Annotated in this window: 25 protein-coding genes; 17 read left to right on the forward strand and 8 right to left on the reverse strand. The window is 38.1% G+C overall.

Going from position 1 to position 25,869, the window contains the following annotated elements:
- Nucleotides 1–187: 187 nt before the first annotated feature.
- Together WAX78_RS10705 and WAX78_RS10710 are read right to left on the reverse strand one after the other, a co-directional pair.
- Nucleotides 188–1,207 (reverse strand): cytochrome d ubiquinol oxidase subunit II, encoded by a 1,020-nt coding sequence (locus WAX78_RS10705; RefSeq protein ID WP_336482257.1) that lies wholly within the window; start codon nt 1,205–1,207, stop codon nt 188–190.
- Nucleotides 1,200–2,555 (reverse strand): cytochrome ubiquinol oxidase subunit I, encoded by a 1,356-nt coding sequence (locus tag WAX78_RS10710; protein WP_336482258.1) that lies wholly within the window; start codon nt 2,553–2,555, stop codon nt 1,200–1,202. The genes WAX78_RS10705 and WAX78_RS10710 overlap by 8 nt, the downstream gene beginning before the upstream one ends.
- Nucleotides 2,556–2,844: 289 nt before the next feature.
- Here WAX78_RS10710 and WAX78_RS10715 point away from each other — a divergent pair, with 289 nt between their 5' ends.
- Nucleotides 2,845–2,988, forward strand: a complete 144-nt coding sequence (locus WAX78_RS10715; RefSeq protein WP_098310977.1) for a hypothetical protein — start codon at nt 2,845–2,847, stop codon at nt 2,986–2,988.
- 166 nt (nt 2,989–3,154) lie between these two features.
- Entirely contained in the window at nt 3,155–4,237 is a 1,083-nt protein-coding gene (locus WAX78_RS10720) for a transcriptional regulator (protein WP_336482259.1), read from the forward strand.
- Nucleotides 4,238–4,252: 15 nt separating this feature from the next.
- Here WAX78_RS10720 and WAX78_RS10725 read toward each other — a convergent pair whose 3' ends face one another.
- The gene (locus WAX78_RS10725; RefSeq protein ID WP_336482260.1) at nt 4,253–5,395 is read right to left on the reverse strand and encodes an acyltransferase; all 1,143 of its coding nucleotides are present in this window, start codon (nt 5,393–5,395) and stop codon (nt 4,253–4,255) included.
- 603 nt (nt 5,396–5,998) lie between these two features.
- On the opposite strand from WAX78_RS10725, the gene WAX78_RS10730 reads away from it, so the two are divergent.
- From WAX78_RS10730 to chbG, 8 genes are all read left to right on the forward strand, one after another.
- Nucleotides 5,999–6,301 (forward strand): PTS sugar transporter subunit IIB, encoded by a 303-nt coding sequence (locus WAX78_RS10730; RefSeq protein WP_336482261.1) that lies wholly within the window; start codon nt 5,999–6,001, stop codon nt 6,299–6,301.
- A 14-nt stretch (nt 6,302–6,315) separates the two neighbouring features.
- Entirely contained in the window at nt 6,316–7,617 is a 1,302-nt protein-coding gene (celB, locus tag WAX78_RS10735; protein ID WP_336482262.1) for a PTS cellobiose transporter subunit IIC, read from the forward strand.
- 9 nt (nt 7,618–7,626) lie between these two features.
- Nucleotides 7,627–7,944 carry a PTS lactose/cellobiose transporter subunit IIA gene (locus tag WAX78_RS10740; protein WP_336482263.1) on the forward strand — a complete coding sequence of 106 codons (318 nt, stop codon included), beginning with the start codon at nt 7,627–7,629 and terminating at the stop codon, nt 7,942–7,944.
- A 131-nt stretch (nt 7,945–8,075) separates the two neighbouring features.
- The gene (locus WAX78_RS10745; protein WP_336482264.1) at nt 8,076–8,522 is read left to right on the forward strand and encodes a LytTR family DNA-binding domain-containing protein; all 447 of its coding nucleotides are present in this window, start codon (nt 8,076–8,078) and stop codon (nt 8,520–8,522) included.
- Between the two features lie 4 nt (nt 8,523–8,526).
- Nucleotides 8,527–8,940: a DUF3021 domain-containing protein gene (locus WAX78_RS10750; protein ID WP_336482265.1), complete on the forward strand. Its 414-nt coding sequence runs from the start codon at nt 8,527–8,529 to the stop codon at nt 8,938–8,940.
- Between the two features lie 81 nt (nt 8,941–9,021).
- Nucleotides 9,022–9,186 carry a hypothetical protein gene (locus WAX78_RS10755; RefSeq protein WP_336482529.1) on the forward strand — a complete coding sequence of 55 codons (165 nt, stop codon included), beginning with the start codon at nt 9,022–9,024 and terminating at the stop codon, nt 9,184–9,186.
- A complete protein-coding gene (locus WAX78_RS10760; RefSeq protein WP_336482266.1) occupies nt 9,174–10,499 on the forward strand; it encodes a 6-phospho-beta-glucosidase in 1,326 nt (441 codons plus the stop codon). The genes WAX78_RS10755 and WAX78_RS10760 overlap by 13 nt, the downstream gene beginning before the upstream one ends.
- A gap of 54 nt (nt 10,500–10,553) precedes the next feature.
- Nucleotides 10,554–11,258 carry a chitin disaccharide deacetylase gene (gene chbG, locus WAX78_RS10765; RefSeq protein WP_336482267.1) on the forward strand — a complete coding sequence of 235 codons (705 nt, stop codon included), beginning with the start codon at nt 10,554–10,556 and terminating at the stop codon, nt 11,256–11,258.
- A gap of 41 nt (nt 11,259–11,299) precedes the next feature.
- Here the strand turns inward: chbG and WAX78_RS10770 are convergent, their stop codons facing one another.
- From WAX78_RS10770 to WAX78_RS10780, 3 genes are all read right to left on the reverse strand, one after another.
- Nucleotides 11,300–12,520: a chromate transporter gene (locus tag WAX78_RS10770; protein ID WP_336482515.1), complete on the reverse strand. Its 1,221-nt coding sequence runs from the start codon at nt 12,518–12,520 to the stop codon at nt 11,300–11,302.
- A gap of 350 nt (nt 12,521–12,870) precedes the next feature.
- Entirely contained in the window at nt 12,871–13,635 is a 765-nt protein-coding gene (locus tag WAX78_RS10775; RefSeq protein ID WP_336482268.1) for a polysaccharide deacetylase family protein, read from the reverse strand.
- A 152-nt stretch (nt 13,636–13,787) separates the two neighbouring features.
- Entirely contained in the window at nt 13,788–14,858 is a 1,071-nt protein-coding gene (locus WAX78_RS10780; protein WP_336482269.1) for a glycosyltransferase family 4 protein, read from the reverse strand.
- A 476-nt stretch (nt 14,859–15,334) separates the two neighbouring features.
- Between WAX78_RS10780 and galE the strand changes: the two genes are divergently transcribed.
- The 3 genes from galE to wecB all read left to right on the forward strand — a co-directional run bounded on the left by galE (nt 15,335) and on the right by wecB (nt 19,084).
- Complete coding sequence (gene galE / locus WAX78_RS10785; protein WP_336482270.1) at nt 15,335–16,321, forward strand: UDP-glucose 4-epimerase GalE; 987 nt, start codon at nt 15,335–15,337, stop codon at nt 16,319–16,321.
- 225 nt (nt 16,322–16,546) lie between these two features.
- Complete coding sequence (locus WAX78_RS10790) at nt 16,547–17,872, forward strand: UDP-glucose dehydrogenase family protein (protein WP_336482271.1); 1,326 nt, start codon at nt 16,547–16,549, stop codon at nt 17,870–17,872.
- A 96-nt stretch (nt 17,873–17,968) separates the two neighbouring features.
- Nucleotides 17,969–19,084, forward strand: coding sequence for a non-hydrolyzing UDP-N-acetylglucosamine 2-epimerase (gene wecB / locus WAX78_RS10795; protein ID WP_336482272.1), 1,116 nt, complete (start codon nt 17,969–17,971; stop codon nt 19,082–19,084).
- Between the two features lie 160 nt (nt 19,085–19,244).
- Here the strand turns inward: wecB and WAX78_RS10800 are convergent, their stop codons facing one another.
- Both WAX78_RS10800 and WAX78_RS10805 read right to left on the reverse strand, forming a co-directional pair.
- Nucleotides 19,245–20,483 carry an LCP family glycopolymer transferase gene (locus WAX78_RS10800; RefSeq protein ID WP_413789184.1) on the reverse strand — a complete coding sequence of 413 codons (1,239 nt, stop codon included), beginning with the start codon at nt 20,481–20,483 and terminating at the stop codon, nt 19,245–19,247.
- Between the two features lie 23 nt (nt 20,484–20,506).
- Complete coding sequence (locus WAX78_RS10805) at nt 20,507–21,148, reverse strand: YigZ family protein (RefSeq protein WP_336482273.1); 642 nt, start codon at nt 21,146–21,148, stop codon at nt 20,507–20,509.
- A 357-nt stretch (nt 21,149–21,505) separates the two neighbouring features.
- On the opposite strand from WAX78_RS10805, the gene WAX78_RS10810 reads away from it, so the two are divergent.
- The 4 genes from WAX78_RS10810 (at nt 21,506) to WAX78_RS10825 (ending at nt 25,764) form a co-directional block, all read left to right on the forward strand.
- On the forward strand, nt 21,506–22,348 hold the full coding sequence (locus WAX78_RS10810; RefSeq protein WP_336482274.1) for a DegV family protein: 843 nt from the start codon (nt 21,506–21,508) through the stop codon (nt 22,346–22,348).
- A 239-nt stretch (nt 22,349–22,587) separates the two neighbouring features.
- Entirely contained in the window at nt 22,588–22,902 is a 315-nt protein-coding gene (locus tag WAX78_RS10815; protein ID WP_336482275.1) for a winged helix-turn-helix transcriptional regulator, read from the forward strand.
- A gap of 301 nt (nt 22,903–23,203) precedes the next feature.
- The gene (locus WAX78_RS10820; protein WP_336482276.1) at nt 23,204–24,247 is read left to right on the forward strand and encodes a glucan-binding protein; all 1,044 of its coding nucleotides are present in this window, start codon (nt 23,204–23,206) and stop codon (nt 24,245–24,247) included.
- Between the two features lie 314 nt (nt 24,248–24,561).
- Complete coding sequence (locus WAX78_RS10825; protein ID WP_413789185.1) at nt 24,562–25,764, forward strand: C40 family peptidase; 1,203 nt, start codon at nt 24,562–24,564, stop codon at nt 25,762–25,764.
- Nucleotides 25,765–25,869: the final 105 nt, after the last annotated feature.

A 25,869-nucleotide genomic window follows, 5' to 3' on the forward strand; every position in this document is an offset into this window, starting at 1 on the left:
CGTGCATATACCTAGTTTTCTTTTGGTAGGTATATGTGGATGAAAATATGCTACTTATTTCATGGTAGATGATATTTGACTAGAAATTTTGTTATCCGTATGGGTATTTGTAATGCTGTCTGTAAGGGCCCGATTGGTTTAACTAACCTATCGTGAGGAAAAGCGTCTCACGATAGGAAGTTTCACTTTACTTTAAAAAAGTTCGATCTTTCAAGAATAAATTCCAGAAGAAGATGAAGCCTGGTAATAGTATTGCGATACCGATTGCGTAGAGAATGAGCAGTGCATAAAATGTTTCTTTCGTTGTGAAACTTGTGAACACAGTTACTTCTGGATAAATAATATACGGAAGGTGTGCAACGCCGTAAGCGTAGCTTGCAAATCCATATTGGGCAACGACAGAAAGAACAGCAATGCGTGGCCAGCCGAGTGTTTTGTATTTTTGGTTTGTCCACCAAAGGGAGGAATAGCCAATAATAAAAAAGATGAGAGAAACTGTAAACCATTTGAATTGTTTAATTAATCCTTCCATGAGCCAATGTGTTTCGGGATCCATTACGACAAGTGCGACGATGGCGGTGACAAGCGTTGCAGGACCGAGCACGATGGCGTTTCTTCGATAGACACGATATGTATCTTCAGAGCCTTGTTCTCTAGCGAAATCAGCGAGAAAGAGTGCTGATAAAAAGAGTTCGGATGTTAAACCGAAGAGCATGTACCAGTATACAACTGGACTTGATAATAACTTTCCATATAATAACGTTTCTTTGCCGCCAGCAGTGGTAATGAAGGCTCCTTCTGTTACAGGAAGAACTGTAATTAAGAGAGCTGGGATTAATAGACCTGTAATGCCCGAAATAATGCGCATTATACGCTGATATTTGGGCAAGGAATAAGCGAACACCATAAAAGAACTGCGAATTGTAACGAGTATGAGAATTAAGGTAACAGGTAAAAACATTGCGGTTGCGAGTGTAAATGCAGCTTTTGGAAAGAAGCCAAGAAACGCAACAACGACAAAGACTAGAAAGGTATTTGTAACTTCCCATGTTGGTGATAAGTAGCGATTCGCGAGTTTTCCGGCAAGTGTCGGGTGATTTGCATACACCATCCCCCAAAAGCCGGCACCGAAATCAATTGAGCCTAAAATACTGTATACAAAGACGACAGCCCAGAGAATGATAATGGCAATGCTTGCTTCAGGCATGTGAGTCCCCTCCGTTCGGTTGTAAGTCTTGCTTCAATGGATGGCGTCTAAAGAATGTTCGTAATACGTAGACAGTTAAGATGCCAAGTGCAATGTAAAGTATGACAAATACGACGAATAATGGTCCAACAAAGTCAGCACGTGTTGCAGCATCTGTTGTACGTTGAAAACCGTAAATCGTCCAAGGCTGTCGTCCGCTACAGCTGAAAATCCAGCCACATTCAATGCCAAGAAGCATAATCGGACCGCCCGCAGCGATTGCCCCTAGCATCCATTTTGGCAATTTCCCGCCTTTTTTTCGGTAAATGAAGTACCAATATCCAAGTGAAATTGCAGCGACGGCGAATGAAAATGTGGCTGCTCCAACCATTAAGTCAAAGAATAAATGGGTGTAAAAAGGAGGCCACGTTTCTGATGGAAATTCATTTAATCCTTTTACAACCGTATTTGGAGAAAAACCAACTAACATGCTTAACATGTTTGGAAATTCAATGGCGTATTTTAATTCGTGTGTTTCTGGATCGAGAACGCCTCCAACTGCTAGTGGTGCATGTGACTGTGTATGATATAATGCTTCGGCTGCTGCCAATTTCTCTGGTGAGTGCTCATGAAGTCCAATCGCAGATTCATGTCCAGAAACCCACATAATCGCGCCTGTAATGAATGTGACCATAAGACCTAAGTATAATCCTTTTTTATGATAAGCAATCTCCTGTGCACTTTTATTTCGCTTTAATAATTTAAAACCAGCGATAGAAGCAATGACAGCAGCTCCTGTTGCATAAGCGGTAATGACAACATGAACAGAACTTGTGAAAAAGCTTGGATTAAAAAAGGCTTTCCATGGATTAACATTATAGACCGATCCGTCTGGTGCCATTGAAAATCCGGCTGGTGTATTCATCCACGTATTTGCTGATGTAATAAGTACAGCGGATGCAGTCGCGCCGAGCATAACAAAAAAGAGCGATACTAATCGCATGAATGGTGGTAATTTGTCCGCAGCATAGACGTAAATGGACATGAACAATGCTTCTAGGAAAAAGGCGAAAATTTCAATTTGAAATGGAACGGAAATGACTTGTCCAACAATTTTCGCAAAGCCAGGCCAAAGCAAGGAAATTTGGACGCCTACAATTGTTCCTGTTGGAATGGCAACACCAAGAAGAATCGCAAATGCTTTCGTCCATCTTTTTGCCATAACAGAGTAATCAGAGTCCTTTTTCCAGTGATATAACACTTCGCTTATAAAAATCATTAAGGAAAGTCCGATTCCGAGTGTTGCAAAAATAATATGGAAGGCTAACGATGATCCAAAGAAAGCGCGCGATAGTGTAACAGTATCCATGTTTATACTCCTCTTCGTTTTTGCCATTATTTTCTTACTGAAATGGAAATTTTATTCAAAAAAATGACAAAAAATATATATGTATTTTAAGAGAGATTATGATATTATAATGTTGAAATCTTCTGAAAATAAAAATTTTTATTTTAGAATTGTGCTTTGAGGGAAAATATTTTATAATGCTTTATGCGAACGCGAGTTCTGTTTTGCGGAATTCCTTTACAAACTGTAAGGAAAAAATGCGGATGTGCACTGGATTTAGTCGTATTCATGAAACGGAGGGGAAGTTTTCATGTATCCAGAAGTCATAAAAAAAATGGCATTTTCGAAAGAGCATAAAGATTTATTATTGAAGCTATACAATAAGGAAATTACAAGGCGTGAATATGATCGTCTCGTACAAGCACTATATCGACCAGCAAAAGAAAGTGTGTAAATATCCATTTATGGTGAATGGGTAACTGAATCTTATAATAGTGAAACTTCCATCAGTGGGGGTCTTACTGCTCGCGAATAGCGGGATAAAAGAGGCAATCTGAAAAAGGTTGCCTTTTTTGTATGTTTTTTTCTTATAATGGTTAGCATCTTAACGAGGTGATATTGTGCGGAAACGTTTTTATCTATTCATTGCAATGACCGTTTTGATTATTTTATGTGGAGCGGAGATGTGGAAGGTGTTACAAGGGAGCGGTACAGAGCAATTTATTATACGCCATATGACAAATGAAAATGGAACGTTGGCAACATATCGGCTTAAAAGTGACAAACAAGGAACAGATGTTGCAACCGGACGTGAAGCGTTGTCTGAGTCAGCGGGATTATGGCTTCGATATGCGCTAGATACTGATAATCAAGAGATGCTTGATGCGCATATGAAAGTTATACAAAATTATTTTTTGGACTCATCTCATATTGTACTATGGAAAATTGCTGAATCGGGAAAAAGACAGGCAAGAACGAATGCACTTATTGATGATTTACGGATTGTACAGCAATTGTACCGGGCATATGAGAAATATGAAGAAGAGCGATATAAGCATCTTGCTGATCAAATTAGTGATGCCATATTACATTATAATAAGAAAGGATCTTTTTACGTTGATTATTACGATGCTGATGAGCATGTATCAAATGATACGTTAACAACATCTTATGTGAATCCGAAAGCATTTTCTTATATGAAAAAGTATGGAAAAATTACCGATGCTGAGTATCAAAAAGTTGTTCAATTTCTAGCGGATTACCCGCGAAATGGATGGGCTTTTCCAAAAACGTATGAGAAAGATGGTACCTTTACATATGATAAAGAAGTAAATATTATTGATCAGTCGTATGTTGCGTATTACCGAAGTTTAGTAGGCCTTCCTTCTGCAGCATATTTGGATTTCCTTAAGAAAACATTTAAGAAAAACGGCAAGCTGTATGGAAGATATCATTTAGAAACAGGAGAACCAGCTGTTTCTTTTGAATCGCCGGCTGCGTATGGGATAACGATTTTATATTTATTAGAGGCTGGAGAGAGGAAGTTAGCTGAAGAAATGTATGAGGAAGCAGCAACGTTCCGTAATAAAAGTCCGTTTAGCCGCTATTACGGCGGCTATGTAACAGGAGCAGATAAGAATACACATATTTTTGATAATCTATTGCCGCTTTTAGCAGAAACGGCGTTAAAAAACAGCAAGTAATGATTACTTGCTGTTTTACTTTTTCACTTTTAATAAAGAAAGTGAAGGATACGTCCACTTTATTGACAGTGAAGGAGTCGGACCTGTGATCCACTTGTGAAATGGCATATAGCTAAATAGAATGATTGTTCCTAAAGATAAAATTGCTGTGCAGCTAAATAAGCATATGCTATAAAGAATAGAGTTAGCTGGCAATGCAAAGAAAGATAGTAGTTTCACACTTATATTTAAAAAGAAAAAGTGGGCTAAATAAGCTCCGTATGTAAAATTCCCGATAAATCGAAGCGCTTTATACAAGAAGGTACGATACTGTGCAATTGTTACAGATAACGCATACAAAATCATAATTTCACAGACGATGTATATAAACATGGATGGTTTTAAGTACGTTACAACTGTAAGGCGAATCGTATTTGCGCCGTAAAAATTAAAGAGTTGATAATTAATGAATAGAAATAAAGCGAAAAATAAAGCTGTAAAAAGCGGTATGTGTTTAAACACAAATATACGCCAAGCACGTAGAGCAACTGCTGCAATTCCTCCCATGACAAAGTAGAAAGAATAGAACAAGAAAGAGCGATCTGTATAATGTAATGTAGTAAATTTCGTTAGTTTCTCCCCGTTAAAAATATAGTGAGAAGAGAACCACATTAATAGAAAATAAATAAGAGCAAAGGCAAATGTGTACCGATATGCATCCTGCTTGTTATGAATGCGTCTATGAAACCAATGAAAGACGAAACAAAGAAGCGGGAACAATAAATGAATTTGGAACATCATAACAACATACCAAAGGTGAGGTGCCGCTGTTCCAAGCAGAAGACTATGAACAACCTCCCATAGGGATGGAATATGCTTTGTCATAAATAAGTAGACAATGGACCAAAAGAAATATGGTGTAAGCAAGCTTGTTGTTTTTTCATAAATGTACTGTGTATATAACATTTGTTTTGTATATTGACTAATAAGATGAAAGCCGACAATAAAAATAAATGCTGGAGCAGAAAATTTTGCTAGATTAAATAGCATGCCGATAATAATAGATTGCTCAATTACTAAATTCCCTTGATTCATTGTATATAGTAATGAGCTTTGCAAAACAACAGCTAGAAAGGTGATACTTTGCAGTACTTTAAACTCAGGGGCATTTTGTGTCATTGTGATCATCTCCTATTCCATACATGATTATAGTACAGGAGGGAGGAGTGTAATATGATTACTTTGTGAAAAATGTAACAATTTAGTGACAGCGCATACAACATAGATATAATAGGAAGAATCCTTCTAGCGAAAATCACGAGAATCGCTTCTATATGAAAGAGATGCGTGTTCAATTCCGGCCTTAAAGTTTAGTAGAAAGCAAGGGAATTTGAAGATCCTTCAATTGATGGATTAGATTGACTCGCTCGTTGATAGAGAGAGAAGCGTGAAGAGGGGGATTTTTGTTGGTATGCTCGTCATACGAAAATTACCATAGACATATACATAGGTTAACTTAGATTTATCCCGCTATTTGCGGACAGTAAGATCCCACACCCTAGGATTGAGAGAGAATCGTTGTCAAGCTCTAGCGGCTAGAATCTCCGGTCGTTTCGCCCCCGCGTACGAGGCAAAAAGCGCCTCTCTGCCTTGGGCGTCCTGAAATTCTGGGCGAGCCGCTTTCGCTTTTCTACAGAAGATAGGTGTGGGATAACTGTTGGCATGCGCCCAAATGATTATGGATGGGTAGTTGTAAAGAGCACCTAAGAAAGGAGGCATTGTATGAATATTTTACTTTGCTGTGCTGCCGGAATGTCAACGAGCTTGCTTGTTACGAAGATGGAAAAGGTGGCACAGGCACAAGGTATAGAGGCGAAAATTTGGGCTGTTCCTGGATCAGAAGTGCGTAATCATATCGATGAAGCTGATGTATTATTACTCGGTCCGCAAGTGCGCTATTTGCTGCCAAAAATGAAAGAACTATGTAAAGAGAAAGGAATACCTGTTGATGTCATTCAATCTGTACACTACGGACTTTGTAACGGGGAAGCAGTTTTACAAGCAGCATTGTCAATGAAGTCATAAGGAGAGTGGAGAAGATGATGGGGTTTTTAGAGAGATACGTTATGCCTGTAGCGGGAAGAATTGCAGAGCAGCGACACTTACAAGCTATTCGGGACGGAATTATTTTAACGATGCCTTTTTTAATTATTGGATCATTCTTCTTAATTATTAGTGCTTTGCCAATCCCTGGATATAATGAATTTATGGCAAATTTGTTTGGTGATGGTTGGCAAAAAGCGTTAGGGTATCCAGTTAGTGCAACATTTAGTATCATGTCTTTAATTGCTGCTTTTGGAATCGCTTACAGATTAGCGGAGCGGTATAAAGTCGACGCATTAGCTGCAGGGGCGTTATCGCTTGTGTCTTTCTTGCTGGCAACGCCATTTCAAGTTTCTTATATTATAGAAGGAACAAAGGAAAGTATTATAGTAGAAGGCGTTATTCCAGCTGTACTTATGGGGAGTCAAGGTTTGTTTGTAGCGATGATTTTAGCACTTATATCTACAGAAATATACCGTTTGATTATACAGAAGAATATTGTGATTAAAATGCCGGAAACAGTACCGCCGGCTGTGTCTCGTTCGTTTACTGCACTTATTCCTGGTTTTATTGTCGTAACAGTTGTTTGGATTTTACGATTAATGATGGAACATACTTCATTTGGAAGTATTCATAATATTGTTGGGCAATTATTACAAGCACCGCTTAGTGCGCTTGGCGCTAGTTTGTTTGGTGCTGTAGTCGCTGTTATTCTTGTTCATGTATTATGGGCATGCGGAATTCACGGAGCGGCAATTGTTGGTGGAGTTATGAGTCCAATTTGGCTATCGTTAATGGATCAAAATCGCGTTGCCTTTCAAGCTGAGCATATTTTACCAAATACGATTACGCAGCAATTTTTTGATCTTTGGATTTATATGGGAGGGTCAGGTGCAACGCTGGCACTTGTTGTAGCGATGTTATTATTTGCACGAAGTCAGCAATTAAAAAGTTTAGGCAGGTTATCAATCGCACCAGGTATTTTTAATATTAATGAAATGGTGACTTTTGGGATGCCAATTGTATTAAATCCACTTCTTCTCATTCCATTTATTCTTGTTCCTGTTGTCTTAACGTTTGTGACGTACTTTGCGATGGAATCGGGCCTTGTCGCACGGCCAAGCGGAGCAGCGGTACCATGGACAACACCCATTATTTTTAGTGGCTATCTAGCAACAGGCGGCAAGATTTCAGGTGTTGTTATGCAGTTAGTGAACTTTTGCTTAGCGCTTCTTATCTACTTCCCATTTCTAAAAATGTGGGATAAGCAAAAGGTAGCAGAAGAAAAGGGGGAGTAATAAAGAAACATGGATACATTAGAGACAACAGCCTTTCATTTAATTTTACACGGGGGAAATGCGAGAAGCTCGGCGATGGAGGCAATTCAATTTGCGAAACAAGGGAAGATTTCCGAAGCGGACGAAAAGCTGCAAGAGGCAGCCAGCGAGTTAAAAGAAGCACATCGCTTGCAAACAACATTAATTCAACAAGAAGCAGGCGGCGAAAAGGTCGAACTCAGCTTACTGTTCATTCACGCCCAGGATCATCTGATGAATGCTATAACAATAAAGGATTTAGCGAGTGAGTTTGTTGATTTATATAGGAAGATGCTAGATGGAAAATAGGCCTTGCGTGTGCAAGGTCTTTTTTCATGCATAGAAAACGGCAAGTTAAACAAATAACGAGACTACTTATGTACATATCCATTTCATTTTTCCAGATTTATGTAAAAATGAAATAGTAAAGGGGGGATGTCATGAAGATTCAGATTGATTTAGACCCATCACATGAAGAACTAGAAATTATTATAAGAACGAAAGAAATGACAGAAGAGGTTCAGCACATTTTGAAAATATTAGAAGGAGGACCGATAAAACAAATTGTTGGGATAGCAGATCAGCAGTTTTACTTATTAGATTTTAAGGAAATATATTGGTTTTATTCGGGAGGAAGAAAGGTATTTGCTCAAACTACAAAAGGAAACATTGAGGTGAAATACCGATTGTATGAATTAGAGACTTCCTTACAGCGAGAAGGGTTTGTTAGGTTTTCAAAATCGACACTTGCAAATATAAAGCATGTAAAAAGTTTTGAGATGTCGTTTAGTGGCAGCATGTGTGCCCATTTTTCGAATGGAATGAAAGAGTATGTTTCGAGAAAATATGTTCCGCTTATTAAAGAAGCTTTGAATATAGGGGGGTAGTGAGATGAGTGCACAATTTGATAGAATTGGTGCAAAGTTGATAACGGGTATGGGAATGGCGATGTTTTATAGTTTATTGTTTTTAGGGATTGGTTATGCAAATGGGATGGAAGTATTAGAAACACGGACATTGTTAATCAACCTTGTTGTAGCGAATGTGATGGGGATTATCTTTTCAGTTGCTTCCTTTGTGTTTGAGAGGGAGGAATGGAGTCTTTTAAAGCAAACAATTATTCATTTCATCATTTTACTAGGAACATTTCTTCCGGTGGCAGTATGGATGGGATGGGTTCCGAATCATGCAGATTCAATTTTCATATGTGTAGGAAGCTTTATTATCGTCTACTTCATTATATGGTTTGCGATGACAATGTATTGGAAGAAAAAAATTGAGAATTTAAATAATCAGCTTAAATAGAAAGGAGTATAGAAGTACGCTAAGTGTGAAAACCACATGGCGTACTTCTGTATTACTTTAGCTGAAGGAGTCCGGGAAACGATGAATGAAGCGCATCATTTCCAACATGAGCTCATACAATCAGAAGCAAGAGGAGAAAAAACAGAAATTACAGTACTACACCCAATACACTCTATTACAGTAAAATTCACCAATTTGTATAAAAAAATCAATGCGAAAGGAGAACATGCAGCATGCGTGGAATAAAAATTACAACAATTGGCGGCGGCTCTAGTTATACGCCAGAATTAATTGAAGGTTTTATTAAGCGCTATCATGAACTTCCTGTTCGTGAAATTTGGTTAGTTGACGTGGAAGCAGGAAAAGAAAAGTTAGAGATCGTTGGTAACTTAGCGAAGCGTATGGTGAAAAAAGCAGGAGTACCAATCGATATTCATCTTACACTAGATCGCCGTGAAGGATTAAAAGATGCGGACTTTGTTACAACACAATTTCGCGTTGGGTTATTAGCAGCGCGCGGAAAAGATGAAGCAATTCCATTGAAATATAATGTGATTGGTCAGGAAACAAATGGTCCGGGCGGTTTATTTAAAGCTTTAAGAACAATTCCTGTTATTTTAGATATTTGTAAAGACATAGAGGAGATTTGTCCAAATGCATGGTTAATCAATTTTACAAATCCAGCAGGTATGGTAACAGAAGCTGTTCTTCGCTATACAAACATTCAAAAGGTTGTTGGGTTATGTAACGTTCCGATTGGGATTCGTATGGGATTAGCAAAGATTCTCGATGTAGATCCAAGCCGTGTACATGTTGATTTTGCGGGTTTAAACCATATGGTGTACGGATTGGATGTGTATTTAGATGGTGTGAGCGTCATGGACCGTGTGCTGGAATTAGTGACAGACCCGGAAAAGCAAATTACGATGCAAAATATTGCAGGGCTTGATTGGGAGCCTGATTTCATTCGTGCGCTTCGTGCGATTCCATGTCCATATCATCGTTACTACTACAAAACACGCGAGATGTTAGAAGAAGAAAAACAAGCATCTATGGAAAATGGTACACGCGCAGAAGTCGTGAAAAAGCTAGAAGGTGATCTGTTTGAACTTTATAAAGATCCAAATCTAGACATTAAGCCACCGCAATTAGAAAAACGCGGCGGGGCATATTATAGCGATGCTGCATGTAGCTTAATTACTTCTATCTATAACAATAAAGGTGACATCCAACCTGTAAATACAAGAAATAATGGTACAATTGCAAGTCTGCCGGCTGATTCTGCTGTTGAAGTGAACTGCGTTATTACAAAGGATGGTCCAAAACCGATTGCAGTCGGGGACTTACCGGTAGCGGTTCGCGGTTTAGTACAGCAAATTAAATCGTTTGAACATGTAACAATTGAAGCGGCTGTAACAGGTGATTATCATAAGGCGCTGCTTGCGATGACAATTAACCCACTTGTACCATCCGATAAAGTGGCAAAACAAATTTTAGATGAAATGCTGGAAGCTCATAAAGAATATCTTCCGCAATTCTTCAAAAAGGTGGAGAACTAAAGGCGGCGCTATATGAGCCCGCTTTTTTCTTGTTAAGTAATAGGAGGGGACAGAATGATTCGATTAATCGTAAACGCAGATGACTTTGGCTTAACGCGAGGTGTAAACTACGGTATTATTGACGCGCATGTTAACGGACTTGTAAATTCTACAACGATGATGATGAATATGCCGGGAGTAGAACATGCAGTGCAATTAGCGAAGGAATATAAGACGTTAGGAGTTGGTGTGCATCTCGTATTAACCGCAGGAAAACCACTTCTTCCTGACGTGCCTTCGCTTGTAAAAGAAGATGGTTCGTTTCATTCACAAAGTACCGTTTGGGAAGGGAATATAGATCCGCATGACGCCGAGCGGGAATGGACTGCACAAATTGAAAAGTTTCTATCCTATGGTTTAACACCGACTCATTTTGATAGCCATCATCATGTACATGCACTGCCGATTTTACATGATGTATTAGAGAGATTAGCAGAGAAGTATCGTGTCCCAGTACGCCGCTGTGAGCAAGACCGTGCAGTTAGCTCATTTTCTGATGTGTTTTTCGATGATTTTTACGGAGATGGTGTAACAGACGATTACTTTACAAATTTACAAGAGCGTGTAGAGGACGGGGTAACAGTTGAAATTATGGTGCATCCAGCTTATGTAGATGCGGAACTAGTGAAGCGTTCGTCGTATGTGATGAAGCGTGTTGAAGAACTACGGATTTTAACAGGGAGCAAGCTTCCGAGCGGGATAGAGCTTGTGAAGTTTTAATTGATAAGAAAGACGGCTATTTTTAGGAATAGCCGTCTTTCTCATAGTGCTGACAAAATCATTCCGCCTATTGCACCCACTACAACAATTACCCACGGCGGCAGCTTCCAAAAGGCAAGCATTGCGAATAAGAGCAATGCAATAACGAAATCAGCAGGATTCCCAACTGAGCTTGTCCAAATCGGCTGATAGAAGGCGGCAAGTAAAATACCGACAACAGCTGCATTTATACCAAGCAGAGCACCTTGTACGTACGGTCTGCGGCGCAGTGCATCCCAAAAAGGCAGTACCCCTACAACGAGTAAGAAGGCGGGAAGGAAAATGGCGATCGTCGCAATGGCTGCCCCGGAAATTCCATTCATAATTGCACCGATATAAGCAGCAAATGTAAATAATGGCCCAGGAGCAGCTTGCGTTATCCCATAGCCAGCGAGAAACTGTTCTTTCGTTATACTGCCGTTTGACACAAACTCATTTTCTAAGAGCGGAAGAACGACATGACCACCGCCAAAGACGAGAGAGCCGGATCGATAGAAGCTATCAAACATGGCAATCCAGTGCGAGAGAGGGCGTAATATTGGTAATAGTACCAATAAGAGAAAGAACAGAGATAAGCATAACGCTGCGACTTTGCGTGAGACTGGAATGGATATTTCTGATTCAGTTGTTACTGCGTGCTCTTTGTATAAGAACCATCCAATTATACCGGCGAATAGAATAACTATGATTTGTATCCAAGCTGCTTGGAATGATAGAACGGCAGCCGCTGCAATGACTGCGATCGTTGCGCGGCCTCTATCTGGTGTTAGCTTCTGCGCCATTCCCCATAATGCATGAGCGACTATCGCTACTGCTACTAGTTTTAAGCCATGAATCCATCCAGCATGGGTGATGTCTATTTGCTGTAATACTGAAGCAAACAATACGAGCGCAAGAACAGAAGGTAACGTAAAACCAAGCCAAGAAACAATCGCCCCAAGTATGCCGCCCCGAGATAATCCAATCCCCATGCCAACTTGGCTACTAGCAGGGCCAGGAAGAAATTGACAAAGTGCTACTAAATCAGCATAGCTTCTTTCATCCATCCACTTTCGCTTTTGGACGTACTCGTAGTGAAAATAGCCAAGGTGTGCAACAGGTCCCCCGAAGGAAGTGAGTCCAAGTTTCGTGGAAACGAGAAAGATTTCTATTAATACTTGTAAGTAATTTGGAATGATTCGTTTTTCTTTAGGATTCACAGTAATACGAGTCTCCTTTTTCATACATACAGTTTTTTCTTCTATCATATCGAATATATATCAATAAGAACATGGATAGAATGTAATGAATATGTAAAATTGCATACGCCAGGAGCATCTTTTCGTGTTACAGTGAGGGGGAAAGATAGCCTCCTAACTATCTTTTGTTTAACGGATAATTGTGTGTATTATTACTTGCTATTGGAAACAACAAAGGAACCTCGTAATTGAGGTTCCTTTTGTCTTATTATCCGTAAAAAATTGCTGTCTATTAGTGGGGTCCATTGATGGAAGTTTCATTTCATCACTATTTCAAGGTATACAAAAATAGGAATTGAGGAAAGAGAAAACAGCTTTAGCAGAAACTAAAGCTGTTACAATCTCGTATCCTTCCAAAAATTCACTTCTACATGAGAAGAAGGATTGTAAGGAAGAAGTGTATATCCTTTTGAACGAAGATAGTCAATTACTTTTGGTAAAACTTGCACAGTGACGCTTGAGTCATGCATTAAAATGACTTCAACGGGTTTATCACTTTGACTCATTACCCGTTCCAATACAGCAGAGGGATTATTTTCACTTTTCCAGTCATATGTGTCGACTGTCCAATCCCACATTTTATAGTGAGCTGCAACAAGAGCATCGCGATAATTTTTCTTTAAATAGGGCATACTGCCGTAAGGAACGCGAACGAGATGCGTATCAAGTCCGGTGATGATTTGAACAATTGTCCGAGCTTGTTCCATTTCAGAAACTAAAATGGAGGGATCACCATTATAAAGGTGTTTTGCATTATGAGACATACTATGTAATCCTAGATAATGACCTTCTTGAATTAATCGCTTTGTTGTTTGAGGATAACGTGAGACACGTCCGCCAATAACGAAGAAGGTTGCTTTTTCATTTTTCTGCTTTAAGATATTTAAAATTTGTGATGTATATTTGTTTGGTCCATCATCGAATGTTAAATAAGCCACTTTTCTTTGCTGAGTAGCTGTAGGTTGCTGTGGCAGTTGTGTTTCAAGATGAGCGATAGAGCGATTCTCATGTGAAGATACAACTGCAGCCTGCTTAGGTGATAGAAAACATGAGATGATAGTATAAAACAAACAGATCAGTAGAAGCGTTCGCTTGATCATGATGCTCACCCTAATTTGAAGATTGTACATTTATCTTGCTCCAATAGTGGTATTCTCAAACGAACTATATTTTGGAAAACAAAAAACAGGATAATTTCTTTAAAGAAACCATCCTGTTTGTATATTTTTATATTGTATTGGTTATACTATTGTTATTCTTCACGTTTTTTTGCTTTTTTAAAGACTGAAATAATTGGTTTATAACGATCGTGTACAAGACCAATAATCTCTGCGACAATTTCAGTGACTAAAATAAGAACAAATAGAAGAACAATGGATAACCATAATGTTGCGCTTGAGAAAATAATCGCGTTGACACTAAAGAAAATCCCGAACGCATAAATGATAAGCACTGTTGTTCGATGAGAGAATCCCAGTGCAAGTAAACGGTGATGTAAATGCGATTTATCTGGCGCTGAAATTGGTTTTTTATTTACAATCCGACGAATGATTGCAAATGTTGTATCGAATATTGGTACCCCTAAAATAATGATTGGAACGATAAAGCTAAACAGTGTTACGCTTTTGTACAGTCCAAGTAGCGATAGTACAGCAATACAGTATCCTAAGAATAGTGCCCCTGTATCCCCCATAAAGATTTTCGCTGGATGGAAGTTATAGAACAGAAATCCAATTGTACTTGCCAGTGCGATTAGCGCAAGCGGTAAAATGAGAGCACTCCCAGCACCAGTAACACTAGTAGCAGCCATGTAAGCTAACGTTGCAAGAACAATGGATGAAATCCCAGCTGATAACCCGTCAAGTCCATCAATTAAATTAATGGCATTTGTAATACCGACAATCCAAAATACTGTAATTGGATAAGAGAACCATCCAAGATCAATATTTCCTAAAAATGGAATGAAAAGAATCGGTATTTGTAAGTTTTTCACGACTAACAATGCGACTACAAGTTGTCCACCAAATTTTACTTTTGCAGATAATTCATATATATCATCTAATACACCGATGATGATGATGATGACAGCACCTACACTAATTGATATGATACGCTGTTCATACAAGCCGCTAATCAAGCACCCCACAACAACTCCGATAAAAATTGCCAGTCCGCCAAGACGAGGCATAATTCGTTGGTGTACTTTACGAGCATTTGGCTTATCTGTTGCCCCAATCTTAAAGGCTAATTTAATCACGAAAGGGGTAGCAATCAGTACGGTAATGAAAGATGCCAAAACTGCATAAATAATTCGTGAGTCCATTAATACCCCACCTTTTATATTTTAACGTAAATTAATCTCTCTTCTACTTAAAATTCCAATATGTGTTTTTTGACTCATAACATATGGTATCATAAAAAGAGTAGAATTCAATCTTTTTTTCTTTTTACTTTGGTTGGTGATAACTGAAATATATGACAACTCTGCAACGAATTATAGATGCAAATTAGTTTTAATATGAGTGTTTTTCAGCAAAATATGTATGCATCCTATTGCGAACTATGGTAAATGTTAGAGGAAAGCGATGATAGAGTTCTGCCTTTTAAAAAAACATTCGTTGAGACATGGATTTTGATTATGTGTTGTCAAATAGAAAAGCTGAGAAAAATAACCATTCGTGTCACTGGTGGGAAGTTCTCACCAATCGGGCTGTTACGGACAGTTTAATTTTGCAACATCGAACTACTTTTATAAAGACTGAAATTATATGATGATAAATTTTTGTAGGGGGAGAAAGAATGATTTTAGTAGTTGGCGGAGCCGGATATATTGGAAGTCATACAGTAAAACAATTGTTAGACCAAAATTTTGAAGTGGTCGTATTAGATAATTTATCAACAGGTCATCGTGAGAGTGTTGATGAAAGAGCGCTTCTAGAAATAGGAGATTTAAGTAATGCAGCGGATTTAGATCGTGTATTTGGCAAATATTCTATTGATGCTGTTATGCATTTTGCGGCAAATAGCCTTGTCGGTGAATCTGTTTCGAATCCATTGAAATATTATAAAAACAATGTAACGGCAACGATCACGTTGCTTGAGAAAATGATGGAGCATGGTGTGAAATCGTTTATTTTCTCTTCAACAGCAGCAACGTATGGAATTCCAGATACAGATATCATTACAGAAGGCACTTTAACAAATCCAATCAATCCATACGGACGCTCTAAATTAATGATTGAACATATTTTACAAGATTTTCATGCAGCATATGGGATGAAATATGTTGTACTTCGCTACTTTAACGCAGCAGGTGCGCACGTATCAGGAACAATTGGAGAAGATCATACACCAGAGACACATTTAATTCCGCTTGTGCTACAGCACTTATTAGGAAAACGTGAATCAATTTCTGTATTTGGTACAGATTACGATACAAATGATGGCACTTGTATTCGTGATTATATTCATGTAACAGACTTAGCGGAGGCGCACATTTTAGCACTGCAAAGCTTACAAAATGAACAAAAATCAAATGAAGTGTATAACTTAGGAAATGGAAAAGGCTTTTCCGTAAAAGAAGTGATTGAAACATGTGAGCATGTAACTGGGAAGAAGGCGAATGTTATTCACACGGAACGCCGCGCTGGAGACCCAGCACAACTAATCGCTTCTTCTGAAAAGATTTATGAAGAATTAGGCTGGAAGGCAAAATATTCACTTGAGGAAATGATTCAAACAGCTTGGGAATGGCATACAGCTCATCCAAACGGATATAGTAAGTAAAAACAAGTCAGCTGCTGATAAAGCAGCTGACTTGTTTTTTTACAAGATAAAAATGTATCCCGCTATTTTTGGGCAGTAAAATCCCTACTGATTAAAGTTTCACTTTATAAAATTCGAAGATGACTAGCTCCAGCGCTTTTCTTTACAAAAGCTTAAAAAATGAAATGAAAGATGTCTCATATAATAAAGTTAGAGTGAAACGAACCATAAGTAGGGGGTGTGTTCATGAAAATTACAGTGGTAGGTACTGGGTATGTCGGATTGGTGGCAGGTGTTGGCTTAGCGACACTCGGGCACTCTGTGACTTGTTTTGATATTGATGAACAAAAAATAAGGCTGTTAGAGAAAAATGAACTGCCGATTTATGAACCGGGCTTACAAGAATTATTGGAAGAGGCTGTTTTGGAACAGAGATTATCATTTACTTCGAAAAAAGAAGAGGCTTACGGAGCAGCTGATTTTATTTTTGTGGCGGTTGGTACACCTTCCTACTTAGACGGGTCTGCAAATTTAACACATATTGTAAATGTGTGCCGTGATATTGGCATGTATGCAGAGCGAGATGTTATCGTTGTGACGAAAAGTACGGTTCCGGTTGGGACAAATGATGCTATGAAAGAATGGATTCGAGAATCATTGCAAACAGATATAAGTATACATCTTGTCTCAAATCCGGAGTTTTTACGAGAAGGCTGCGGTGTGCATGATTTCTTTCATGGTGATCGTATTATCATTGGAGCAGAAACAACAGCGATTGCAAAGAGAGTTGCTGAGCTGTACGAGTCGCTCCCAATTAAAATATTTACAACGGATGTGCGCAGTGCGGAAATGATTAAGTACGCATCGAATGCTTTTTTAGCGACGAAAATTAGCTTTATCAATGAAATTTCGAATATATGTGAAAAAGTACAAGCCGATGTGATAGAAGTGGCAGCTGGTATGGGAATCGATAAACGAATTGGTCCGCATTTTCTGCAAGCAGGTATTGGATACGGCGGTTCGTGTTTTCCGAAAGATACCAACGCACTTGTGCAAATTGCGGGGAATGTGGCGCATGATTTTAGATTGTTAAAAGCAGTCATTGAAGTGAATAATAAGCAGCAAGCTTCACTTGTGGAGAAGGCAGAAAAGATGATGAGTTTGCGAGGAAAACGAGTCGCAGTTCTTGGTCTTTCGTTTAAGCCTAATACAGATGATATAAGGGAAGCGCCGTCTCTTATGATTATTGAACAGTTACTAGTTTTAGGAGCTAATATTATCGTGTATGATCCAAAGGCAATTTTACATGCGAAGCGTATATTGGCAAATCGAGTACAATATACGACAGATATAGATGCAGCTCTTATGAAAGCAGATGCAGCCTTTATTGTAACGGAGTGGGAAAGTATTCGAATGTATCCTATTGCGAAGTATGTACAGCTTATGAATAAACCAATTTTATTTGATGGAAGAAATTGTTATGGTTTAGAAGAGATGGATCAACATGCCATTGATTACTATTCTATTGGCAGAAGAGCAGTTCGAAAGCGTGATGTTTCACATGCCTTTTAGGAAATATTTCCTTTTGCCATTTAGGATTCTCATATATAATAACAAGTGTTATCTCGTATGATGAATTGAAACACTGAAAGAAAAGAGGAACTGAATATGACAGAACGCATTAAAGTAATGACGATTTTTGGAACGCGTCCCGAAGCTATTAAAATGGCCCCTCTTGTGTTAGAGTTACAAAAACATTCAGAACAAATTGAATCCATTGTGACAGTAACGGCACAACACCGTCAAATGCTGGATCAAGTGTTAGATATCTTTGGTATTACGCCAAATTATGATTTAAATATCATGAAAGACCGTCAAACGTTAATTGATATTACAACACGCGGCCTAGAAGGTTTAGATAAAGTCATGAAAGAAGCAAAACCGGATATCGTTCTTGTACATGGTGATACAACGACAACATTTATCGCAAGCCTTGCTGCATTTTATAATCAAATTCCAATCGGTCATGTAGAAGCTGGTCTTCGTACGTGGGATAAATATTCTCCATACCCAGAAGAAATGAACCGACAATTAACAGGCGTTATGGCAGATCTTCATTTCGCACCGACAGCAAAATCTGCAACAAACTTACAACAAGAGAACAAAAAAGAAGCAAACATTTTTATTACAGGAAATACAGCAATTGACGCGTTAAAAACGACAGTAAAAGAATCATATACGCATCCTGTTTTAGAAAAGGTTGGAGATGACCGTCTGATCCTTATGACAGCACATCGTCGTGAAAATTTAGGTGAACCGATGCGCAATATGTTCCGTGCAATTAAACGTCTTGTAGAAACACACGAAGATGTGCAAGTTGTATATCCAGTACATATGAATCCTGTTGTTCGTGAAATTGCAGGAGAAATTTTAGGAGATCATAATCGTATTCATTTAATTGAGCCGCTTGATGTAATTGATTTCCATAACTTTGCATCACGTTCATACTTAATGTTAACGGATTCTGGCGGGGTACAGGAAGAAGCGCCATCACTTGGTGTGCCAGTTCTTGTTCTTCGTGATACAACAGAGCGTCCAGAAGGTATTGAAGCGGGTACATTAAAGCTTGCTGGTACAGATGAAGAAACAATCTTCACTTTAGCGAATGAGCTATTATCAGATAAAGAAGCACACAGTACAATGGCAAAAGCATCGAATCCATATGGTGACGGGCATGCGTCAGAGCGTATCGTGAAAGCGATTGTGGAGTATTTTAATAAATAATAAAGTGAAACCTCCATCAGTGAATGATTTTTTCACTAATGGAAAGCTCTCACCAATCGAGTTCTTACGGGCAGTTTGATTTTACAGCAATGAATAAACATGCTACTGTCCGTTAGAGCAGGATAAAAAAACAGCTATCTCCATTAGGAGATAGCTGTTTTTAATGTGAAGACATTTGCCATTCTGTATCTGATTGATGATTGGTTGAATTTGTTTTGTGTTCATTCGATTTAGATGATGGTGTAGATTGTTCTTGTTTCCCGGTATGATGCTGTATATTTGAGTTATGAGATGGCTTAGCCGGCTCTTGCTTTTCAGGTTGATGTTGTATATTCGAGCTAGATGGTTTAGCCGGTTCCTGTGTTTCAGACTGCTGTTGTGTATCTGGTTCTTGTGTTTCAGATTGCTGTTGTGTATCCGACGCAGGAGCTGAATCTTCAAGTTGTAAGTTTTGCATAAAGGTATGGCGAATTTGTTGGACATTTGCTTCGTCTGGAACGAAATAGTAAATTCCATCTATTTTTGCATCCTTGCCTTCCATTTTTACTGTTTGAATGCTAGATGTATCAAAGCCAGAGAATTCTTTATAGAGTGCAAGACCATCTGATACAGGTATATCTGTTTTGATATACGTTCCGATTGCTTTTGCAATGTCATTAATTTTAAATACAGTAGAAGGTGAGTTTAATTCCTTTAACACCGCCTCAAGTACTTGACGTTGACGCGCGGCACGGCCAAAGTCCCCATTCGGGTCTTGCTTTCTCATCCGAACATAAGCTAAGGCTTCTTCCCCATTTAAATGCTGTGGTCCTTTTTTAAACTCAATCTTTTTGTAATAGTTAACATCAGAGCGTTCCCAGAAATCGAATGGAACATCAACTGTAACGCCGCCAACTGCATCGACTATGCCTTTAAATCCTTTAAAATCTAATTTAATATAATGATCGACAGGTACTTTTAAAAAGTTTTCCACTGTATCTATTGTCATTTTTTCTCCGCCATAGGCATGAGCTGCATTTATCTTATCTTTTTTGTCACGCCCAACAATTGTCACGCGTGAATCACGTGGGATACTCATTAAAGATACTTTTTTGGATTTTGGATCAATGGTTGCAAACATTAAGGAATCCGTTCGTCCGTTTTTGCCGTCTGTGGCATAATCTTCAATTCCCATAATTAAAACACTAAATGGCTTTTTCGTAATTTCTACGTCCTCTGCGCGGAGTTTAGATTTATCATGCTTCAAGCCGCTGTAAACTCCCATTAAAGACGAGTAAGAAGTATACGCATAAACTGCTCCGCCTCCGATAAGGAGAGCAAAAATAAGGAATATAAGCGATTTACGTCTTCTTTTCTTTTTCGTTCTTCTATTTTGGAGATGATGATAACGATCTTCCATAAATAATCTCCTTTAAGTATAAATTAGTGTTGTACTATATCTTGTTCTAGATATAGTATCTCATCTTCATTAATTGTACATTTCCCATTTGTGATTTCAATCATCCATTCTGTGAATGATTGTTTTTGACTTTCCTCTACATATGTGTCAACCGTGACATGATCTAAGTAGTGTATATCTTTAATCACATATATGGAATTGCGCAGTTCATTTTCAACTTTTCCGAGTAATGTATAATCAATTTCGGTTTTCATGACGCGCATCAGCTTTCGTTCCACGATGCCGACATAATTTAGACCTTCACTTGTACATTTCCCGTATGCACGAATTAAACCGCCTGCTCCTAGTTTAATGCCACCGAAATAACGTGTTACAACAACGACAGTATCTTTTAAGTGGCGCTTCTTTAATACTTCTAGGATCGGGACACCAGCTGTACCGCTAGGTTCTCCGTCGTCGTTTGCTTTTTGAATTTGGTCACGTTCGCCAATTAAGTAGGCAGAGCAGTTATGGGTTGCATTCCAATGTTGTTTTTTTATCTTTTGGATAAATTCCTGCGCTTCTTCTTCTGTTGTCGCGCGGCTTACATGACAAATAAAGCGAGATTTTTGAATGACTATTTCATGTTCGCCGTCTTCTTTTACGGTGAAATATTGTAGTAGCAATGATATACGCCCCTATCTTTGTAAAGTGAAACTTCCATCAGTGAGCAATTTTTTCACGGATGGTTAGCTGAACCAATCGAGCTCTTACAGGCAGTTTGATTTTACACCGATGTACTACATTCTACTGCCCGTTAGAGCGATAAATTATCAATACTTTTTATTCTAAAAGGGCTGGGGTGGAGTTTCAAATATTTTTTTGCAGAAATTTAGCTCTTTCTATTATAATTTGAATTTTTTTGTTGTAAATTGTTGAAATAGTGTTTATAATTTTAAACTCTCGTTTTTGATCAGTTAATGCACCTTTTTCCATTTTCATGTACAATAAATAATAAATTTGTTTATAAGGTAGGTACGAAAATGAAAACAGCTATTGTAACCGATAGTACGGCATATTTACCAAAACATGTTCGTGAAGAGTTAAATATACATATAATCCCGTTGAATGTTATTTTTGGGAATGATTCTTATCAAGAAGAGATTGAGATTACAGCTGAAGATTTTTATGTGAAAGTTCGTGAACAGGAAGAGCTGCCAAAGACATCTCAACCAGCTATCGGAAAGTTTATTACGTTATTTGAAGAGCTAGGCAAAGAATATGATGCAGTGATTAGCGTTCACCTTTCTAGCGGTATTAGTGGTACATACCAGACAGCAACGACAGCTGGTCAAATGGTAGACGGAGTAAAGGTATATACATATGACTCAGAAATTAGCTGTGAAGTGCAAGGATTTTATGCACGTGAAGGCGCAAGAATGGCGAGTGAAGGGAAAACACCGGAAGAGATTATCGCTCGTTTTGATGAAATGAAGAAAACAGTGGATGCGTATTTCGTTGTAGATGATTTACATCATTTGCAGCGTGGGGGTCGGTTAAATAGCGCTCAAGCATTCATTGGGAGTTTATTACAAGTAAAACCGGTACTATATTTCCGCGATAAAGTTATTATTCCATTTGAAAAAATTCGTACGCGTAAAAAAGCATTAAAGCGTATTGTTGAAATTTTTGATGAACAAGCAAGCAAAGGTATGCCAATGGAAGTAGTTATCATTCACGCCAATCGAGAAGAAGAAGCAAAAGAATGGCAACAAGAATTGAAAGAAGCATACCCGCATGTAGAAATTCGAATCAGTTATTTCGGAGCAGTAATTGGTACACACTTAGGAGAAGGTGCTCTTGGGTTAGGATGGTATACGAAATAAAGTGAAACTTCCATCAGTGAACGATTTTTTCACTGATGGAAAGCTCTCACCAATCGGGCTCTAACAGGCAGTTTGATTTTGCACCAATGAATAGCAACTTACTGTCTGTTAGAGCGGGATGATGAAAAAAGCTCTCTTTCATGTAGAGAGCTTTTTTGGTAAAAATATAAATAATAAAATCAGCTTGATTACTTACTTTTTATAAGAAACTATTTTATAATAGAGGAGAGGTGAAACATATGGAACATAATCCGTGTTTATGTCCGAAGTTCGAGTCTGCTTTTACACTTCTTAGTAAAAAGTGGACAGGGTTAATTATTAAATCACTGTTAGAAGAACCGAAACGATTTCGAGAAATTGCTGATATTATTCCAAATATGAGCGATCGTATGCTATCAGAGCGCTTAAAGGAATTAGAAAGTGAAGGAATTGTTGTGCGTGACGTTTATCCGGAAGTGCCAGTTCGTATTGAATATGGTTTGACAGATAAAGGAAAAGCGTTAGAGAGTGTAATGGATGAAGTACAAAAATGGGCAGAGAAGTGGGTTCACTAATTGGGCTTATACTGTCCGAGAATAGTGGGATAAAAAGTGCAGGGAGATATTCCTGCACTTTTTTTATTTTATCCCGCTATCCCACCTCAAGATTGAGAGAAAAGCGAGGAGCGGGGGTAAGAAAAAAACACTGATGGAGGTTTCATTTTATAAAAAAAGGAAAAATATGATAAAAATATTACTTTTCGATAAAAAAAATTACAAAAATATTACAAAAATATTGTGTATACATTTTGGGTGTAATATAATCTTTTTATGGAAATAAAAACTAAAATTAAACATAATTTAGGAGATACATAAAATGAAGAAAGTTATTTTACCAGTTTTAATGTCTGCAATGTTCATAGTTCCTGCAATTTCTCATGCTGAAGAAACAGTCGTTTCAAAAAATGATACGAACAATGCAGAGCAAGTTATAAAACAAACGGGTTGGGTAAAAGAAGGAAGTACATGGTATTACTATGACCAACATGGTGTGAAGAAGACAGGTTGGTTATATGATGGCGGGAAATGGTATTACTTTAACGCAGATGGAAAAATGCAAACGGGCTATATTGAAGATAAAGATGCAGCCTACTTATTAGGAAAAGACGGTACGATGTATAGCAATGAAGGTTGGGTTCAGTATGATAACAGCTGGTATTATATCGATGCAGGTGGAAAAGTACACTATGATGGACTCGAATATAAGGGTAAACAGTATTGGTTCGGACCGAACGGAAAAATGATAACAGGCTGGATAGGAGAAGATACGCGAGGCTTTTATTTTCATCCAGATGGATCAATGGCGATAGGCTGGAATTTTATTGATAATGTTTGGTGTTATTTTAATGCAGATGGCAGTACATATAACGGCTGGTTAAACTATAAAGGAAGTTGGTATTACTTTGTAGGTGGTAAAGCACAAACAGATTGGGTTACTGTTGGTGGGAAACACTACTATTTTGGAAATGATGGTGTAATGCGAACAGGCTGGGCGCAGGATACAGATGACAAGAGCCGTTGGTATTACTTAAATGCAGATGGAGCAATATATACAGGTTGGTTACAGTATAATAATAAATGGTATTACATCCATAGAGGATTAATGCTAACTTCTATGCAACACGGTGAGTATTACCTTGGCGCAGATGGGACGATGCAAGTAGGTTGGGTACAAGATGGCGGGAAATGGTATTATTTCAATCCAGATGGTAAAGCAAGAGTAGGTTGGCTGCAATATAACAATAAATGGTATTATCTTGCTGAAGCGGGCTATATGGTAAAAGGCGATTATCAAATTAATGGAAAATGGAATAAGTTCAATGAAGATGGTGTTTGGTTAGGGGAAGTAAAAGCTTACTAGATTAGTAAACTCTCTTGTGTGATAGCAAGAGAGTTTTGTTATATTATAACAGATTAAATAATTGGTTTTTGTTATACATCACATAATTGTAAAGTAAATGAAAGCGTACGACAATAGAGGGAAAAATATCGTTCCCATTCCCTATTTCTCTACAAAAAAGTACAATATTAGAATATAAGTGCCAAGAAATTACAAACGCAATATTACATTTATTTTACAAAAGCGTAACATTGCTAAAAAACATTGGTAATTATGGTATAAATTTTATTAGATAAATTCGGAAAACCAAGAAAAAGAAAGCGGTGTAAAACAGAATGAAAAAATTAAAAATCGCATCTTGCGCATTAGCAGCAGGATTTATGATGTTTTCAGTAGTAACACCAAGCGCATTTGCTGAAGATGTAAATACACAAATTCAACAACAAAAAGACACTTTACATAAACAACAACAAGAACGTGATGCAATCCAACAACAAATGGATGAATTAAAGAAGACAATTCAAGAATTGGACAAGTCTGTTCAAGAGAACGAAGCTAAACTTGCTGAAACGGTGAAGCAAGTAGATGATACGCAAAAATTAATTGACAAAAAAAACACAGAGATTGCAGACTTACAAACGAAAATTGCACAGCGTGAAGAAGTGTTGAAGAAGCGTTTAGTTGCTCTTCAAGAGAAACCAAACACGAACGTTGTAACGGAAGTAGTTGTAAATTCTAAGAGCCTTGCTGATTTAATCGATCGTTTAACTTCTGTTTCACAAATTCTTGACTCTGACCAAGATATTATGAAAACGCAACAAGCAGACCAAGATAAAGTGAAAAAAGATGTAGAAACTGTAAAAGCAAAACAAAAAGAATTAAAAGATGCACAAGCGAAAATTGAAACTGCGAAACAAGAACTTGACGCTGAAAAAGTGAAAAAGCAAGCAGCAGTAGATGAGTTAAGTGCGAAAATGCAAACAGTTGTAAACGGAATGACTAGCACAGAAGGTCAATTAAAAGATCTAGAAAAACAAGCTCTATACTTACAAAGCTTAGCTGAGCAAGAAGCAAAACAAACAACGCAACCAGCACAACCAGCACAACAACCAGCAAACAATGGCGGCGGACAAGCTAAAGCTCCGACACCAGCACCAGCACCTGCACAAGGTGGCGGAGGTAATTCAGCGCCTGCTTCGGGTGTAATTGGAAAGGCACAACAATACCTTGGTATGCCATATGTTTGGGGTAGTGCATCTCCATCTAACGGTGGATTTGACTGCAGTGGTTTCATTTCTTATATTTACGGCGTAGGTCGTCAAGATGTAGCTGGATACTGGAATTCTGTTCAACATATTAGCGATCCACAACCTGGTGATTTAGTATTCTTCCAAGGTACGTATAAAGCAGGTCCATCTCATATCGGTATTTATGTTGGTAACGGACAAATGATTCATGCTGCTGATAAAGGAATTAGCTATGGTAGTCTAAGCAGCAAATACAATCAAGACCATTTCTTAGGTTATGGCCGATTCTAGAATTTTAATTATATAAAATACGTGAATAAAGTCGATAGCTTACTATTTTAAGAGTAGGTTATCGGCTTTTTTGATTTTTTACAAACTCTTTCAAAGTTTTTATAG

It is taken from the genome of Bacillus yunxiaonensis (genome assembly GCF_037104695.1).
In the GTDB taxonomy this organism is placed as follows: domain Bacteria; phylum Bacillota; class Bacilli; order Bacillales; family Bacillaceae_G; genus Bacillus_A; species Bacillus_A yunxiaonensis.

Bases quoted from the DNA above. Each gene is read 5' to 3' on its own strand.
- WAX78_RS10705 (WP_336482257.1), bottom strand. From the start codon at position 1,207: ATGCCTGAAGCAAGCATTGCCATTATCATTCTCTGGGCTGTCGTCTTT.
- WAX78_RS10710 (WP_336482258.1), bottom strand. From the start codon at position 2,555: ATGGATACTGTTACACTATCGCGCGCTTTCTTTGGATCATCGTTAGCC.
- WAX78_RS10715 (WP_098310977.1), top strand. From the start codon at position 2,845: ATGTATCCAGAAGTCATAAAAAAAATGGCATTTTCGAAAGAGCATAAA.
- WAX78_RS10725 (WP_336482260.1), bottom strand. From the start codon at position 5,395: ATGACACAAAATGCCCCTGAGTTTAAAGTACTGCAAAGTATCACCTTT.
- WAX78_RS10730 (WP_336482261.1), top strand. From the start codon at position 5,999: ATGAATATTTTACTTTGCTGTGCTGCCGGAATGTCAACGAGCTTGCTT.
- celB (WP_336482262.1), top strand. From the start codon at position 6,316: ATGATGGGGTTTTTAGAGAGATACGTTATGCCTGTAGCGGGAAGAATT.
- WAX78_RS10740 (WP_336482263.1), top strand. From the start codon at position 7,627: ATGGATACATTAGAGACAACAGCCTTTCATTTAATTTTACACGGGGGA.
- WAX78_RS10745 (WP_336482264.1), top strand. From the start codon at position 8,076: ATGAAGATTCAGATTGATTTAGACCCATCACATGAAGAACTAGAAATT.
- WAX78_RS10750 (WP_336482265.1), top strand. From the start codon at position 8,527: ATGAGTGCACAATTTGATAGAATTGGTGCAAAGTTGATAACGGGTATG.
- WAX78_RS10755 (WP_336482529.1), top strand. From the start codon at position 9,022: ATGAATGAAGCGCATCATTTCCAACATGAGCTCATACAATCAGAAGCA.
- WAX78_RS10760 (WP_336482266.1), top strand. From the start codon at position 9,174: ATGCGTGGAATAAAAATTACAACAATTGGCGGCGGCTCTAGTTATACG.
- chbG (WP_336482267.1), top strand. From the start codon at position 10,554: ATGATTCGATTAATCGTAAACGCAGATGACTTTGGCTTAACGCGAGGT.
- WAX78_RS10770 (WP_336482515.1), bottom strand. From the start codon at position 12,520: ATGAAAAAGGAGACTCGTATTACTGTGAATCCTAAAGAAAAACGAATC.
- WAX78_RS10775 (WP_336482268.1), bottom strand. From the start codon at position 13,635: ATGATCAAGCGAACGCTTCTACTGATCTGTTTGTTTTATACTATCATC.
- WAX78_RS10780 (WP_336482269.1), bottom strand. From the start codon at position 14,858: ATGGACTCACGAATTATTTATGCAGTTTTGGCATCTTTCATTACCGTA.
- galE (WP_336482270.1), top strand. From the start codon at position 15,335: ATGATTTTAGTAGTTGGCGGAGCCGGATATATTGGAAGTCATACAGTA.
- WAX78_RS10790 (WP_336482271.1), top strand. From the start codon at position 16,547: ATGAAAATTACAGTGGTAGGTACTGGGTATGTCGGATTGGTGGCAGGT.
- wecB (WP_336482272.1), top strand. From the start codon at position 17,969: ATGACAGAACGCATTAAAGTAATGACGATTTTTGGAACGCGTCCCGAA.
- WAX78_RS10800 (WP_413789184.1), bottom strand. From the start codon at position 20,483: ATGGAAGATCGTTATCATCATCTCCAAAATAGAAGAACGAAAAAGAAA.
- WAX78_RS10810 (WP_336482274.1), top strand. From the start codon at position 21,506: ATGAAAACAGCTATTGTAACCGATAGTACGGCATATTTACCAAAACAT.
- WAX78_RS10815 (WP_336482275.1), top strand. From the start codon at position 22,588: ATGGAACATAATCCGTGTTTATGTCCGAAGTTCGAGTCTGCTTTTACA.
- WAX78_RS10820 (WP_336482276.1), top strand. From the start codon at position 23,204: ATGAAGAAAGTTATTTTACCAGTTTTAATGTCTGCAATGTTCATAGTT.
- WAX78_RS10825 (WP_413789185.1), top strand. From the start codon at position 24,562: ATGAAAAAATTAAAAATCGCATCTTGCGCATTAGCAGCAGGATTTATG.